At 51.0% G+C, this 14486-nt stretch carries 14 protein-coding genes and 1 rRNA gene; 9 read left to right on the forward strand and 6 right to left on the reverse strand.

The genetic code is table 11. From position 1 onward, the window contains the following. Positions 1 to 2 precede the first annotated feature (2 nt). The 3 genes from rrf (at position 3) to DXH47_RS07295 (ending at position 3524) form a co-directional block, all read left to right on the forward strand. Positions 3 to 119: ribosomal RNA gene (rrf, locus tag DXH47_RS07285) — 5S ribosomal RNA — on the forward strand. 236 nt (positions 120 to 355) lie between these two features. After that, positions 356 to 2581 carry an alpha-galactosidase gene (locus DXH47_RS07290; protein WP_129032702.1) on the forward strand — a complete coding sequence of 742 codons (2226 nt, stop codon included), beginning with the start codon at positions 356 to 358 and terminating at the stop codon, positions 2579 to 2581. 61 nt (positions 2582 to 2642) lie between these two features. Next, on the forward strand, positions 2643 to 3524 hold the full coding sequence (locus DXH47_RS07295) for a TIM barrel protein (RefSeq protein ID WP_129032703.1): 882 nt from the start codon (positions 2643 to 2645) through the stop codon (positions 3522 to 3524). Positions 3525 to 3626: 102 nt separating this feature from the next. Here the strand turns inward: DXH47_RS07295 and DXH47_RS07300 are convergent, their stop codons facing one another. Together DXH47_RS07300 and DXH47_RS07305 are read right to left on the reverse strand one after the other, a co-directional pair. Then, positions 3627 to 4460: a DNA-binding domain-containing protein gene (locus DXH47_RS07300; RefSeq protein ID WP_129032704.1), complete on the reverse strand. Its 834-nt coding sequence runs from the start codon at positions 4458 to 4460 to the stop codon at positions 3627 to 3629. Then, positions 4457 to 5758, reverse strand: a complete 1302-nt coding sequence (locus DXH47_RS07305; protein ID WP_129032705.1) for a sensor histidine kinase — start codon at positions 5756 to 5758, stop codon at positions 4457 to 4459. The genes DXH47_RS07300 and DXH47_RS07305 overlap by 4 nt, the downstream gene beginning before the upstream one ends. A gap of 147 nt (positions 5759 to 5905) precedes the next feature. On the opposite strand from DXH47_RS07305, the gene argF reads away from it, so the two are divergent. From argF to DXH47_RS07320, 3 genes are all read left to right on the forward strand, one after another. Beyond that, on the forward strand, positions 5906 to 6904 hold the full coding sequence (argF, locus tag DXH47_RS07310; RefSeq protein ID WP_129032706.1) for an ornithine carbamoyltransferase: 999 nt from the start codon (positions 5906 to 5908) through the stop codon (positions 6902 to 6904). 17 nt (positions 6905 to 6921) lie between these two features. Further along, positions 6922 to 7872: a carbamate kinase gene (gene arcC / locus DXH47_RS07315; RefSeq protein ID WP_129032707.1), complete on the forward strand. Its 951-nt coding sequence runs from the start codon at positions 6922 to 6924 to the stop codon at positions 7870 to 7872. A 165-nt stretch (positions 7873 to 8037) separates the two neighbouring features. After that, on the forward strand, positions 8038 to 9594 hold the full coding sequence (locus DXH47_RS07320) for a YfcC family protein (RefSeq protein ID WP_129032708.1): 1557 nt from the start codon (positions 8038 to 8040) through the stop codon (positions 9592 to 9594). An 84-nt stretch (positions 9595 to 9678) separates the two neighbouring features. Here DXH47_RS07320 and DXH47_RS07325 read toward each other — a convergent pair whose 3' ends face one another. The 4 genes from DXH47_RS07325 to DXH47_RS07340 form a co-directional block, all read right to left on the reverse strand. Next, positions 9679 to 10035, reverse strand: coding sequence for a CrcB family protein (locus DXH47_RS07325; RefSeq protein WP_129032709.1), 357 nt, complete (start codon positions 10033 to 10035; stop codon positions 9679 to 9681). Beyond that, a complete protein-coding gene (locus DXH47_RS07330) occupies positions 10032 to 10415 on the reverse strand; it encodes a fluoride efflux transporter FluC (RefSeq protein ID WP_129032710.1) in 384 nt (127 codons plus the stop codon). The genes DXH47_RS07325 and DXH47_RS07330 overlap by 4 nt, the downstream gene beginning before the upstream one ends. Positions 10416 to 10545: 130 nt before the next feature. Continuing rightward, entirely contained in the window at positions 10546 to 10956 is a 411-nt protein-coding gene (locus DXH47_RS07335; protein ID WP_129032711.1) for a peptide deformylase, read from the reverse strand. Between the two features lie 52 nt (positions 10957 to 11008). Next, positions 11009 to 11890, reverse strand: a complete 882-nt coding sequence (locus DXH47_RS07340; protein ID WP_129032712.1) for a LysR family transcriptional regulator — start codon at positions 11888 to 11890, stop codon at positions 11009 to 11011. A 116-nt stretch (positions 11891 to 12006) separates the two neighbouring features. Here DXH47_RS07340 and DXH47_RS07345 point away from each other — a divergent pair, with 116 nt between their 5' ends. The 3 genes from DXH47_RS07345 to lpdD are packed head-to-tail and all read left to right on the forward strand — an operon-like array spanning position 12007 to position 14478. Beyond that, the gene (locus DXH47_RS07345; protein ID WP_129032713.1) at positions 12007 to 13479 is read left to right on the forward strand and encodes a UbiD family decarboxylase; all 1473 of its coding nucleotides are present in this window, start codon (positions 12007 to 12009) and stop codon (positions 13477 to 13479) included. A gap of 19 nt (positions 13480 to 13498) precedes the next feature. After that, positions 13499 to 14062, forward strand: a complete 564-nt coding sequence (locus DXH47_RS07350; RefSeq protein WP_129032714.1) for a UbiX family flavin prenyltransferase — start codon at positions 13499 to 13501, stop codon at positions 14060 to 14062. After that, complete coding sequence (lpdD, locus tag DXH47_RS07355; protein ID WP_129032715.1) at positions 14062 to 14478, forward strand: prenylated flavin chaperone LpdD; 417 nt, start codon at positions 14062 to 14064, stop codon at positions 14476 to 14478. Before DXH47_RS07350 ends, lpdD begins: the two co-directional genes overlap by 1 nt. Positions 14479 to 14486 lie beyond the last annotated feature (8 nt).

The following is a 14486-nucleotide window of genomic DNA, read 5'->3' on the forward strand; positions in this document are numbered from 1 at the left end:
AGTGTGGTGGCGATAGCCTGAAGGATACACCCGTTCCCATGCCGAACACGGAAGTTAAGCTTCAGCACGCCAATAGTAGTTGGGGGATCGCCCCCTGCGAGGATAGGACGTTGCCACGCAATGTTAGGAACCCAATCGGGTTCCTTTTTTTGTGCCCTAAATTGGGTCACGCAAGGCTTCCCTAGGCTAGCCACAGAAGCGGTGGACCAACAACCTACCAAAGCGGGATTATGAGGGCAAGCCTGCTGGAGGCTGGAGGTAGCTAGCTGCATGATTTTTTTCTAGCAATGTTGTGGAAAACGGTTACAGAAGCACGATTATTCGGTATCCTAGGAAGTAGAAAGGACTGAATAAGATGGCAATTTATAGCCAACAAGGTCAATTTCATCTTCAAACTGATCATAGTAGTTACCTCTTTCACGTCATGCCCAATGGTGAGTTGGGGCAACTCTATTACGGACCTCGGATACATAACCGTACCACTTACCCGGAACTGACTCACCGAGAAATCCACGGCGCAATGCCGGCGTGGCGGCTTGATGCGCCGGACGTTCAACCCGAAGCCCTCAAACAAGAATACGCCAGCTTCGGCAAAGGAGATTTTCGGGAGCCGGCCTATCAGGTCACGGCTCCAGATGGCAGTCGCATCAGTGAATTACAGTACCAAAGTAACCAAATCAGCGCGGGAAAGCAGCGCTTAGTCGATTTACCGGCAACTTTCGATGATGATGACGACGGGGCGCAAACGCTTAACGTGACACTCAAGGACATGGTCACTCACTTGGTCGTACGGTTAAACTATACCGTTTTTCCCCACCAAGACGTGATTGTGCGTAGTACCACGTTTGACAACCAAGGAGCGGCCCACCTCACACTGAATCGCGCGTTGAGTAGCCAATTAGATTTACCCGATGCGAATTATCAGCTGTTACAATTTTCCGGGAGTTGGGCGCGCGAACGGCAACTCAAACGAACCCCGCTGCGCCCTGGTAGTCAAAGTATCGGCAGTTTGCGCGGGGCGTCCAGCCATCAAGAAAATCCGGGATTTATTTTAGCGCGGCCACAGACTAACGAGGACCAGGGAGCGGCTTACGGCTTTAACCTGGTGTATTCCGGTAACTTTTTAGATCAAATCGAAGTCGACCAGTTCGACACCACGCGCATCCTCGTGGGTATCAATCCCGAGGAATTCGGGTGGCAACTCGCGCCCGGACAATGCTTCCAGACGCCCGAGGCCATTTTGAGTTATACCGACCGGGGGTTGAATCAGCTCAGCCAACAAATGGGACGCTTTTACCAACAACACCTGGTCAATCCCCGGTTTGCGAAGCAACCACGGCCCATCCTCTTGAACAATTGGGAGGGGACCTACTTTGACTTTGATGAGACTAAGTTAGTGGCGATGGCCCAGCAAGCTAAGGCGTTGGGCATCGAACTATTCGTCCTCGATGACGGGTGGTTTGGCCACCGCAATGACGATACCACCTCGCTTGGCGATTGGGACGTGAATCCCCAAAAGCTCCCACAAGGCATGGCCCACCTCGTTCAGCAAGTGCACCAGCTCGGCCTTCAATTTGGTTTGTGGTACGAACCCGAAATGATTTCACTAGCCAGTGACCTGTACCGTAATCACCCAGAGTGGGTCGTGCGCACCCCCAAGCGGCAGATGACACCTGGACGCAACCAATTCGTCCTCGACATGACCAACCCAGCAGTCGTGGATTTCCTATACCAAAAAATGAGTACCATGATCAAGGATGCCCACCTCGACTACATCAAGTGGGATATGAACCGCAACATTACCGAGGCCTACAGTCCCACCTTACGTGCCGACCAACAGTTGGAATTCAACCACCGTTATATTTTGGGCGTTTATCGACTATACGCTCGGTTGACGTCCGCCTTCCCGCAGGTCCTCTTTGAATCCTGCGCTTCGGGCGGGGGCCGGTTTGATCTGGGCATGATGTATTACGCACCGCAGGCCTGGACCAGTGATGACACCGACGCCATTGAACGGTTGAAAATTCAATTTGGGACCTCCTACGCTTATCCGCAGGCGATGATGGGCGCGCACGTGTCGGCGGTGCCGAATGACCAGACCGGTCGCATCACGCCACTCGAGACGCGCGGCGCCGTGGCGTTTTTTGGTGACCTGGGGTATGAGCTGGATGTGACACGGTGTTCCGATGCCGAAAAGGCCCAAATTAAACGGCAAGTCGCCTTTTACAAGCAACACCGGCAGTTATTGCAATTTGGGACCCTTTACCGACTTGATAGCCCGTTTACGGGGGACCGTAACGTGGGGAGTTGGCTCGTCGTGAGTGTTGACCAGCGCCACGCGATTGTGGCTCGCTATCAACTCTTGAACCGGCCCAATCCGGGCTATACTCAGTTGCGTCTATGGGGATTATTACCCGACCAACGCTATACTGTCAGTGGGCGGAAACAAGCCCTTTACGGCGATGAACTCATGCACGCCGGTGTCTTTATCCCATCGCTTTTACATACCACGATGGGAGTCGAAGCGTCCGCGGACTTTAGCGCTCAGATCTTAGTTATCGATGCCGTTAGCGAACACTAACGTCGGTTGACGGTAATTCGCGGTAAACTAAAGGTGACTTAACTGTGAAAGGACTGAGAACATGGCGATGTTTACCCTTCCAAACAACCCCGGGAAGGTTCAATTGGGGTTAAAGGCGGGTGCTGAACCGCAACAATTATTGGACCGGTTGAAGTATCGGCCCACGGTCTTTGAATTTTTCACGGCCGTGACGGATTTTGAACCGACCGCTTTTCAAACATTGAAACAGTCAGTCAGATTCGTTCGGGACACCGTGACACCTAAAATTGTGATTCATCACCCGATGGCTTACGGTGATTGGCACTTGGATCAATTATTGGACCCGCACCGGGAAGCTGCGGCTTATCACTTTTTGCAACGCTCAACGGCCCAATTATTGGACTTGGCCAACGACCTCAACGTCCGGGTCTTGATTCATGGGGGCTATGGTGGCGCAGAAAGCCGGACATTGATTGCCGAATACCCGTCGTTAGCGGTTGCCCGGCATACGGTCGCGACGCGCTTAGACCACCTGGTCGCCCAGGCCAACGGACACGTGATCATCGAAAACGGGATCACACCAAGTTTTATGTACGGCGACCCGGAGTTGGACCGCACGATTTTACAGCACGGTTGGCCACTGGTCTGCGACTTGAGTCATGTCTTTATCGGCCTTAATGGCGATATGGACCGGACCATGGCGGCGCTGACCCGGTTGAAACCCTTGATTCAACACTACCATCTCGTGGATTCGTTGGGGCGACGACACGATAGTCTGCCACTCGGTCGCGGGTTGATTGATTGGCGCCGAGTCTTACCGGCATTGAACCCGGCCGCAACCATGATCTACGAGGTACCGGACGAAACCGATGCGACCTGCGCCAATATGCTCCAAAGTTACCATTACCTGCGACGGCTAGAAGTGCAGCAGTTGGAGAATCAGGTTGATGCTGGTGACGCTTAGTTAGTAGGTTAAGTCTAAAGATAGTTGAGTATTCCTAAACAAAAGGTCCCAAGTTCCTCATTATTGAGAAATTTGGGACCTTTTGTTTAGGTTAGGGTGAAACTAGATTTCCTGGGTCAACCCATCAAAAAAGTGCTGAAGGGAAACCTTGCCACCAGTGGTTCGTTTTCCCTGGTGATATGCCATTTCGTTACGGACATTTTTATATTCATACAGAGAATTAGCGTACTCCACTAGAATTTCGTCGCCATGGTCGTCGAGCGTTAAATTGGCAAGATTGCTGAGGCCAGCTTTGATGGCTCGTCGAATACGTTGAAACAAAATCTTTTTTTCATGGTCATCAATGGCAAAGGCCTGGTTGAAATCAATTTGTTTAAAACCAATATTTTGGTCGATCATCAATTGGCAAACAGAAAGAATATCCGAAGAGCCGGATTCTGAGGTGATGCCTAGATAACGTAAAATCGATAGAATCTTTTCCTTTTCCGCGGCATGTTCGTTTACGGCAGGGTCGCTATTCGTCACGCCGCTACCCACCAAAGCTTGAATGTTGGAGAGCTTAGCGGCCATTTGAATATTTTGTACCACTTTTTGGATAACCGTTTTGACTTCGATAAGGTTGATGGGTTTATCAATAAAGAATTCAATTCCTGCTTGGTATGCTTCAGCCCGTAAGTCGCTGTCGCGTACCTGTGAAATCATCACAAAGGTTAAATTAGGCTTGGCGGCCTTAAGCTGTTTTACGAGATCGATACCCGAAACTACAGGCATAAGTAAATCAACCAAAACAATGTCGACATCGTTCAGCATCAAATCGGCTAAGGCAATTTTGGCGTCGGTTGCTGTTCCCACCACATCATTGTGGGGATTCTGTTCCAGAATCCGTTGGAGAATCATGGGAACGCTAGGGTCATCGTCTACAATATAGAATTTCATGAGTGCGCCTCCTGAATGAGTCGTGATTTAGCTAAACGAACTTGAAAATTGGTTCCGTGACCGGGCTGAGATTCCACACGCAGCTCCCCGTCAAATTGTTCCTGAACAATGATTTTAACGTGAGACAGACCAATGCCCCGATAGACATCACCAGTTTCCTCGTGGAATTTGGTGGTGAAGCCGGGTCGAAAAATCATGGCTTGCGTCTGTTGGTCCATGCCACTGCCATTGTCACTGACGTTGAGCAAGATATGGTCGCCAGCATCCGCCACCGTGACTCGAATGAGACCATTTAATTTATCCGGAGAAATAGCGTCAACGCTGTTAAAGATGAGGTTGGATAGAATCGTAACCACGTAATAGTGATTGGGAACCACTAAGTCAACTTGATTATGGACTTCGATGACGATGTTGTGGTGATCGGACTTAATGGCTTCTCGAATATAATCTACGGTGACTTTGAGGATGTCTGCTAATTGCATTGGAGATTCCTGGTCGTCGGAGAAATAATCGTTAAGGCCCAACGCCACGTTACGGTAGTCTTTCTTAATTTCGTGGACGTCCCGTGCAATTGTGAGGGCGCGGTCTTGGTATTCTTGCGGAACGTTGGCCTTTTGTAAATCCTTATTGAGGAGATAAGCGTTTTTCATCACGTTCTCAATATCCCCCAGGCTCTTTTGCATGAAGTAAACCTCACTCTTTACAGCAGCCGCAATCCAGACAAAATGGTAATACCGTTGTTCGTGGCTTTCTGTTCGGAGTAATAACGTGAAGTAATGATAGGCAAAGGCACATAAGCAACTGGCGAGGCTCCTAACCAACGCAGCTATGAATAGAATTTGAAAGATTCGATAGCTGTAATGGGAGAAATCAGTCAGGAGACTGACCTCTAGGAGATTGGATAGGTAGACGCACAAAACGATAGTCAAAAAGAAAGAACTGTTATTGCGTTGTCCACGTCGCCAATAGATGAAGTAATAAAGAAAACCATAGCAGAGGTAAAAAGCAATATCAGTAACAACATACTCTAAAATTATTTGTTGACTTGAAGCATGACCAATAAATAGAAGAATGCCTTGGAAAATGGGGGAAGCCAGTGCAATGGCTCCGGTTAAAAGTAATGGATTGAGATCGCGATTAAAATATAAAAAAGTAGGTAGCAAGAGCGCTGATAGGGCCAAGATAAATCCAGGAGCGTAGATGGGAATGTTGACTTGAGAGGACAACGCGATACAGGTTGCAGCAATCAAAATTCGTTGCCAACGACCATGACTGATAAAACGGGATTGTTTAAACATTACTAAAACTCCTCAAGTAAAGGCGATTGAAAAGTAATGATACTGAAATAATCGATTGCCAATACTTAAATTTTTTGTCATAAATGAAGCTTTATGAAACCGCTTACTAAATTAAGACTTGTAAATATCAATTAGGAGGAATCAAACATGTTTAATTTACGTAATCGGAGTTTCTTGACCCTAGCTGACTTTAGTACCCGTGAGATGAGCTACATGCTCGATTTAGCTGAAGATCTGAAAAAAGCCAAGTATGCGGGGACGGAACAAAAGAAATTACTCGACAAAAACATTGCACTGATTTTTGAAAAGGATTCCACAAGAACGCGTTGTGCTTTCGAAGTCGCCGCTAAGGATCAAGGAGCTCACGTCACCTACTTAGGCCCATCCGGTTCCCACATGGGTAAGAAGGAAACTGCTAAGGATACGGCCCGCGTTTTAGGCGGGATGTTCGATGGCATCGAGTATCGGGGCTTCTCCCAAAAGACTGTGGAGACCCTGGCGGACTACTCTGGTGTCCCAGTTTGGAATGGTTTGACCGATGAAGACCACCCAACCCAAGTTTTAGCGGACTTCTTGACGGCCCACGAAGTTCTCAAGAAGAATTACGCTGACATTAAGTTCACATTTGTGGGTGACGGGCAAGATAACGTGTCTAACGCGTTGATGTTAGGGGCCGCTGTGATGGGCATGACCTACCACGTGGTTTGCCCAAAGGAATTGCGGCCGGACGCAGACCTCTTGAAGAAGGCTCGGGCTATTGCGGACAAGACGGGGGCCGACATTGAAGTCTTCCATGACATTGCTGAAGGTGTAAAGGGTTCTGACGTCATCTACGCTGATGTTTGGGTCTCCATGGGTGAACCCGACAGTGTCTGGGCTGACCGGATTAAGTTACTCAAGCCTTACCAAGTGACTCAAGCTGTGATGGATCAAGCTGAAAACCCTGGCGTGATTTTCGAACACTGCTTGCCAGCCTTCCACAACACAGATACCAAGGTTGGGGCTGAAATCCAAAAGAAGTTTGGTATTAGCGAAATGGAAGTAACGGATGAGGTCTTCGAAAGTGATGCTTCGGTAGTCTTCCAAGAAGCTGAAAACCGGATGCACACGATTAAGTCCGTTATGGTAGCAACCTTAGGTGACTAATCAGGGAGGTTTTATGTATGGCAAAAATCGTTGTCGCTCTCGGGGGGAATGCTCTGGGGAAGTCTCCTGAAGAGCAGCTTAAACTCGTCAAACACACGGCGGCCTCACTCGTGGGGTTAGTTGCCGCCGGACATAAGGTCGTCATCAGTCACGGGAATGGTCCACAAGTGGGAGCCATCAACCTGGGGATGAACTTTGCGGCTGAAAATGGAAAAACTGCTGCCTTTCCATTTCCGGAATGTGGGGCCATGAGTCAAGGCTACATTGGCTATCACTTACAACAAAGTTTACAAAACGAATTGCACCGACAAGGTATCCAAAAAGATGTCGCAACGGTGGTTACCCAGGTTGAGGTTGACCCGAGTGATTCTGCATTTCAGAATCCATCGAAGCCCGTTGGTGATTTCTATTCGCAAGCAGATGCTGCTAAGATTCAAGCCGAGAAGGGCTACACCTTTAAGGAAGACGCAGGGCGAGGTTATCGACAAGTCGTGCCATCGCCACAACCTAAGACCATCGTTGAACTCAACAGCATCAATCACCTGATTGAGGCAGGAAGTTTAGTCATTGCTGGCGGTGGCGGTGGCGTTCCCGTTGTCAAAACGACAACTGGGTTACGTGGAGTCCCAGCCGTCATCGATAAGGACCGCTCAAGTGCCTTGCTGGCTGATAAAATTGCGGCTGACCAGCTGATTATTTTGACGGCGGTTGACGATGTCTTCGTGAACTATGGTCAAACTAATCAACGGGCCTTGCGCCACCTTTCAGCGGCCGATGCGCATCGGTATATTGATGATGGGCAGTTTGCCCCTGGCAGTATGTTGCCAAAAATTGAAGCGTGCCTAGACTTCGTGACTTCTGGGGACCAACGTTCGGCGCTCATTACGTCACTCGATCACTTAGACGATGCCCTGGCCGGTAAGGTGGGGACGTTGATTACGGCGACCGCGGTTAACGCAACAGTGTAAAACTAAAAACGTGGTCCAACGGTCGTTGGTGGATAATTTTCCTGACTGGTCCCGATTTCTTACCGGGAGGGTGATAGGGAGACCCCGACAGCCGGGGACCACGTTTTCGGTATTCCCATAGTTGAGTGTAACAGAAAACGCTCTCATATTTTAGGGGGAATTATGATGACAGATAATCCAACAGCAAAAAAACGGCATTTCAAGCTAAAAATGCCCGGCGCCTTCTTCATCCTGTTTATCCTCACCGTCGTGGCGGTGATGGCAACGTGGATGATTCCAGCCGGGAGTTATTCCAAACTATCGTATAACAGTGCATCTTCAGAATTAGAGGTGAAAAATCCGCAAGGGCACGTTAAAAAATTACCAGCAACACAAAAAGAACTAGATAAATTGGATGTTAAGATTAAAATTGGTCAATTCAAATCGGGGGGAATTAGCGAAGCGGTCTCGGTCCCGAATACTTATGAACGATTACCACAACATCCCGCTTCGTTGGGAGACATTACCGGTAGTATGGTCAACGGGACTATTCAAGCCGTTGATATTATGGTCTTCATCTTCGTCTTAGGGGGACTAATCGGGGTAGTTAAGGCCAGTGGGGCCTTTGAGACTGGTCTGTTAGCCCTGACGAGGAAGACCAAGGGGCATGAATTTATGCTGATCTTCTTAGTCTCCGTACTCTTGGTTTTAGGGGGAACCTTATGTGGGATTGAAGAAGAGGCGGTAGCCTTTTACCCCATCCTGGTGCCTATCTTCATTGCCATGGGGTACGACTCAATCGTGAGTGTCGGGGCAATTTTCCTGGCCAGTTCGGTTGGGACTGCATTTTCCACTATTAACCCCTTCTCGGTTGTTATTGCATCTAACGCGGCCGGAATTAACTTTACAGAAGGGATTGTATGGCGGGCTGGTGGCCTGGCCATCGCCACGATTTTCTTACTGATTTACCTCCATTGGTACAGTAAAAAAGTTAAAGCCCATCCAGAAGTATCGTACACCTGGGACGACCATAAAGAATTCAACAAGATGTGGTCAGTAGAATCATCTGCTGAAAATCAAGAGACTGGGTTTACCTTCCGCAAAAAGTTGATTTTAATTTTATTTGTGGTTACTTTCCCAATCATGGTCTGGGGTGTTATGTCAAAAGGCTGGTGGTTCCCAACCATGGCTTCTTCATTCCTAGTCTTTGCCATTATCATTATGTTCATCGCTGCAACTGGGAAATACGGTCTCGGTGAAACCGGCGTGGTTGACGCCTTCGTGGCGGGTTCTTCTAGTTTAGTCGGTGTTTCGTTAATTATTGGTTTAGCTCGAGGCATCAACTTAGTTCTAAATAACGGCCTGATTTCCGACACGATTTTGCAATTTGCGTCTGCTCTTGTGCAACACATGAACGGGCCGGTCTTCATTTTGGTCATGTTGATGATCTTCTTCGTACTGGGTTTCATCGTGCCATCGTCATCCGGATTGGCCGTGCTGTCGATGCCAATCTTGGCACCATTAGCCGATACGGTTAACATTCCCCGGTTTGTCGTGGTTACCGCTTATCAATTTGGGCAGTACGCGATGCTGTTCCTGGCACCGACCGGTTTGGTTATGGCAACCTTACAGATGTTGCACATGCGGTACTCGCATTGGTTCCGGTTCGTCTGGCCAGTGGTCGTTTTCCTGCTCGTCTTTGGTGGCGGAATCCTGGTCACTCAAGTTTTGGTTTACAAATAGGCTAATAAAAAATGGAACGTTAAAACGCACCTCCGACCGAATTGACACTGGTCGGGGGTGCGTTTTTAAGTGGCTGATTTGAAATCAATGGGCCAGCAACCAATACCCGCCGCCAGCGCAAAGTAACCCCAGGCCCACGGACAAGACGAGATAGCCGCTAGCCACCCGGGGAAACCGGTGAAAAAGGCCGGCGAATTCATTAGTGAACGTCGAGAATGTTGAGAAGCCGCCTAAAAATCCACTGGTGGCTTGAAAAGCCAGGGTGCTAGCGGGAAAGGCCGCCGCGGCCAGGCCCAAGAGAAAGGCCGCAATCAAGTTAATGACTAACGTGGGTAAGGGCAAATAAGTATCGTAAAAGAGATAGTTGCCGAGAAAGGTCATGCCGTAGCGGGCTAATGCGCCCCCAGCACCAGCTAGACTAACTAGGAGTAAAGTCATCATTGGTGCCACCCCCTGGTCACGAATTTACGGGCTAGGCGAATACCGAGCGCCGCGGCTAATCCCCCCAACAGAAGGCTGGCACTCAAATAAAGGCTGAACGTCCCCCAGGCGCCTTGTTGCGCCAGGTGTAAAGCGTCGACGATGAAGGTGGAAAATGTCGTGAAACTGCCCACCAGGCCGACACTGAGTCCGGTGATCGTGGCCAGGGAGACTGGCACGACCAGTGGTAAGGCCCCAGTAATCAGGGGTAATAAAAACGAGCCCGCCACGTTGATGGCTAGCACCGTGAGCAGGTGGTGGTTGGCCCCCGCGGGCGTTAAGAGGTATCGAAGGGCACTGCCGATAAACGCGCACCCGAAAATGGCTAAAATCTTTTTCAAAAAATCGCTCCCTGCGCGTTGAAATCGGGCCCGACTGGGGATGGACCGCGGATTCTATTTTAGGGAAGTGGGGACCGTTTGGCAATCAAAAATCGCCCCCGCGCCTAAAAATTAGGTTAGGGGCGACTGGTTAAATGAGAATGCCATTGCAGTGGTCGACTTCGTGTTGGATGATCTGGGCCACGAAGCCGGTAAACTCCTGGTGGTGCGGGATGAATTGTTGGTCTAAATAGTCGACGGTGATGGTCTGGTAACGGGTCGTCGGCCGTTGTCCATCTAGGGACAAGCACCCTTCTTCCGTTTGGAAGGCGTCGCGCTGTTGGCGAATCTGTGGGTTGACCAGTGCGATGGGAAAGGCGCCTACGAGTATGACGATGATGCGTTTGTTTTGGCCGATCATGTTAGCGGCCATGCCCACGCAGTTATCCTGGTGAGCTTTCAAAGTGTCTAACAGGTCGGTGATGACCCCGGCATCAGCGCGAGTGGCCGGGGTGGCCGAAGTTTGCAGTTGTTGTGGGTCGTGAACGATGGGTCTAATCATGGGGAACCTCCGAAATTAAATTTAAGTCTGTTGAGTAGTATACCACGGGTGGTTAGTGGGTGAGTGCTTCAAGTAACCGTGTCACGGCCGGCGCCCGTTGTCCACGCGGAGCCACTAATTGGAGGCGACTGATTTGCGTTGGCAAGAGCGGTCGGGTGACAAAGTCGGCGGATAAAAACGGGGCCGCCGCCTGAGCGTATAGGCAGGTGACCCACTGCGTGTGGGCAATCATCCCCAGTAACGTTTCGATGTGCGGGGTACTGAAACGAATGTTGGGCGTGATGCCGGCGCGCTGAAACAGGGTGTCCAACTGTTCGTACACGCCGGAACCAGGGCTTAAAGTGACCAGGTCGACGTCTTGTAAATCGAGGATGCGCACAGTTTCTTGACGGGCCAATGGGTGCGTGGCGGGTAAGATGACCCGCAAGTCGTCGGTCAACAGGTCTCGACTCTCGAACTGTGAACGGTTGAGTTGGCGGGTCTGCACGTCGAGTAGGATGGCCAGGTCGATTTGGTGGTCTTGCAGTTGGGCCAGTAAGTCAGCACCTTCCAGCTCGTCGAGACGCAGGTTGATCTGCGGGTAGGTCTGCATGAACTGACTGAGTTTAGCGGTGAGACCGTACTGGGCCATGACCGGGACACTACCGATGTGTAAGGTCCCCCGGCGTAGGTCGCGGTAAGCTTGGAGTTCGTCTTGCAACAACCCGTACTGGGTCATCAAGGTCTGGGCGTAGCGAAAAAAGACTTCGCCACTCTCCGTGATGACCAGGCGACGTTTGTTACGAGTGGAAATCAGGGTGCTGTTCAATTCCGTTTGCAGGGCTTGCAGGCGTTTAGAAAGCGCGGATTGGGTGATATTGAGTTCAACGGCGGCGTCCGAGACGCTGCGTAATTGATAAACCACGATGAAACTATGGAGGTCGGTAAAGGTCATAGGGCGGGCTCCTTTCTATTAGTCCTATTAGGAATAACGTTAAGCGTAAGTTGAATTGTTTGCAAGCGTTAACCAGTGTAACCTATGATTTAGATATTAATAAGGAGGTCAATGTGATGACAAATGAACCTTACGATTTACGCCGGGTCTTAGCGGAATTAAAGACGCACCCGGGACAGTACCACGAAACTGATGTGGCAGTCGATCCAGACGCCGAACTCTCCGGTGTCTACCGCTACATTGGGGCTGGCGGAACGGTCCAGCGGCCGACGCAAGAGGGGCCCGCGATGATGTTCAACAACGTCACCGGTTTCCCGGACACCCGCGTATTGATGGGCTTGATGGCGAGCCGCAAGCGTGTTGGCTTGATGTTCCATCACGACTACCAGACCCTGGGTCAATTCTTAAATGACTCGGTCGATCACCCGATTCCACCGGTAGAAGTCTCAGAGGACCAGGCCCCGGCCCACGAGGTCGTGCATAAGGCCACCGACCCGGATTTTGATATTCGGAAATTAGTCGCTGCGCCAACTAACACGCCGGAAGACGCCGGCCCCTACATCACGGTCGGCGTGGTCTTAGGCTCGAACAAGGCTAAGACCATGAGTGATGTCACGATTCACCGGATGGTCTTAGAAGGCAAAGATAAGTTGGGCATCTACATCATGCCTGGTGGCCGGCACATCGGGAAGTTTGCCAGCGAATATGAAGCCGCTAACGAACCGATGCCGGTTACTATCAGCATTGGTCTCGACCCGGCTATCACGATTGGGGCCACCTTCGAGCCGCCGACCACGCCACTCGGTTACAACGAACTGGGCGTCGCGGGCGCTATTCGCCAAGAAGCCGTTGGGTTAGTACCGGGCTTGACCGTCGACGAACGGGCGATTGCGCGTTCCGAGTACACGCTGGAAGGCTACATCATGCCCAACGAACGGATTCAAGAAGACATCAACACCCATACCGGTAAGGCCATGCCCGAATTTCCAGGGTACGATGGCGACGCCAACCCGGCCTTACAAGTCATCAAGGTCACGGCGGTCACCCACCGCAAGTCACCGATCATGCAAAGCGTAATCGGGCCATCCGAAGAACACGTCAGCATGGCCGGCATCCCGACCGAAGCCAGCATTTTAGAGCTGACCAACCGGGCGATTCCGGGGAAGGTCTTAAACGTCTACAATCCGCCAGCAGGTGGTGGGAAGCTGATGACCATCATGCAGATTCACAAGGACGACGAAGCCGACGAAGGGATTCAACGGCAAGCGGCGTTACTGGCGTTCTCGGCCTTTAAGGAACTCAAGACCGTGATCTTAGTGGATGAAGACGTCGACATCTTTGATATGAACGACGTGATGTGGACCGTCAACACGCGCTTCCAGGCCGACCAGGACATCATGGTCTTGCCGGGGATGCGTAACCACCCACTAGACCCTTCTGAACGGCCAGGGTACGACCCGAAGTCGATTCGGGTCCGGGGCATGTCGTCGAAATTGATCATAGATGGCACCGTGCCGTTTGACATGAAAGACCAGTTCGAACGGGCCCACTTCAAGGAAGTCCCTGACTGGAAAAAGTATTTAGACTAATGAAGGAGGTCCACCGTTGATGAAGAAGATTATTGTGGGGGTCACGGGTGCCTCCGGGACGATTTATGCCGTCGATTTATTGCGGCGACTGCAAGCCATCCCGGACGTGGAGACGCACCTGGTGATGAGTCCCTGGGCCACCAAGAACCTTTCCTTAGAAAAGGACTACACGCTAGCTGAAGTCCAAGATTTGGCCGACGTGACCTATAGTGACCGCGACCAGGGCGCCCGTATCGCCAGTGGATCGTTTCTGAACGCAGGAATGGTCATCGTCCCGGCCAGCATGAAGACGGTCGCTAGCGTGGCCTATGGTTTCGGCGACAACCTGATTAGTCGGGCGGCTGACGTCACCATCAAGGAACGTCGTAACCTGGTCATCGTGCCCCGCGAAACGCCCCTCAGTGTGATTCACCTGGAAAACTTAACCAAGTTAGCTAAGCTGGGTGCCCAGATTATCCCACCGATTCCCGCCTTTTATCATCGGCCGCAGACCATTCAAGATTTAGTCGATCACCAGACCATGAAGATTCTGGACGCCTTCGGGATTCAAAACGAGACGGACCGGCGTTGGGAGGGAGACTAATGCCACGATTTCAAGTTACTCAGACTGGGTATACGATTCAGGATGACTTGCAGGTGGTGGGGCGCGACCTCTTGATCGTCGTCACCGGCGGGACCACGCCGCATATCGGTGACGTGACCACGTTAACGGCGACCACACCACTGCAGACCGTGAAGTTTCCTAGCCACGACGGTCGGTTTCACAAGGACAACTTTGTGAGCGAACGTATCGCGCGGGTCATCCAACCGGTGCTTGAGGGCACCTGTACGATTACCGCGGGGATTCACGTCGACCAGATCACCCAAGCCCAAATCGCGGCCAGTGCGCCGATGGGCGATGAGTTGGGCCGCCAGATTGCCGCCTGGCTTAAAGATCACCCGGCAACGGCGCCGAAACCGCAGTATTATCGTGATGACCAGACACCACCACGCAATTAAAGATTAAG

The organism is Levilactobacillus suantsaii (assembly GCF_004115745.1).
GTDB classification, from domain to species: Bacteria; Bacillota; Bacilli; order Lactobacillales; family Lactobacillaceae; genus Levilactobacillus; species Levilactobacillus suantsaii.

Bases quoted from the DNA above. Each gene is read 5' to 3' on its own strand.
- DXH47_RS07325 (WP_129032709.1), bottom strand. From the start codon at position 10,035: ATGATGACTTTACTCCTAGTTAGTCTAGCTGGTGCTGGGGGCGCATTA.
- DXH47_RS07320 (WP_129032708.1), top strand. From the start codon at position 8,038: ATGACAGATAATCCAACAGCAAAAAAACGGCATTTCAAGCTAAAAATG.
- DXH47_RS07350 (WP_129032714.1), top strand. From the start codon at position 13,499: ATGAAGAAGATTATTGTGGGGGTCACGGGTGCCTCCGGGACGATTTAT.
- argF (WP_129032706.1), top strand. From the start codon at position 5,906: ATGTTTAATTTACGTAATCGGAGTTTCTTGACCCTAGCTGACTTTAGT.
- DXH47_RS07335 (WP_129032711.1), bottom strand. From the start codon at position 10,956: ATGATTAGACCCATCGTTCACGACCCACAACAACTGCAAACTTCGGCC.
- DXH47_RS07345 (WP_129032713.1), top strand. From the start codon at position 12,007: ATGACAAATGAACCTTACGATTTACGCCGGGTCTTAGCGGAATTAAAG.
- DXH47_RS07295 (WP_129032703.1), top strand. From the start codon at position 2,643: ATGGCGATGTTTACCCTTCCAAACAACCCCGGGAAGGTTCAATTGGGG.
- DXH47_RS07340 (WP_129032712.1), bottom strand. From the start codon at position 11,890: ATGACCTTTACCGACCTCCATAGTTTCATCGTGGTTTATCAATTACGC.
- lpdD (WP_129032715.1), top strand. From the start codon at position 14,062: ATGCCACGATTTCAAGTTACTCAGACTGGGTATACGATTCAGGATGAC.
- DXH47_RS07300 (WP_129032704.1), bottom strand. From the start codon at position 4,460: ATGAAATTCTATATTGTAGACGATGACCCTAGCGTTCCCATGATTCTC.
- DXH47_RS07305 (WP_129032705.1), bottom strand. From the start codon at position 5,758: ATGTTTAAACAATCCCGTTTTATCAGTCATGGTCGTTGGCAACGAATT.
- arcC (WP_129032707.1), top strand. From the start codon at position 6,922: ATGGCAAAAATCGTTGTCGCTCTCGGGGGGAATGCTCTGGGGAAGTCT.
- DXH47_RS07290 (WP_129032702.1), top strand. From the start codon at position 356: ATGGCAATTTATAGCCAACAAGGTCAATTTCATCTTCAAACTGATCAT.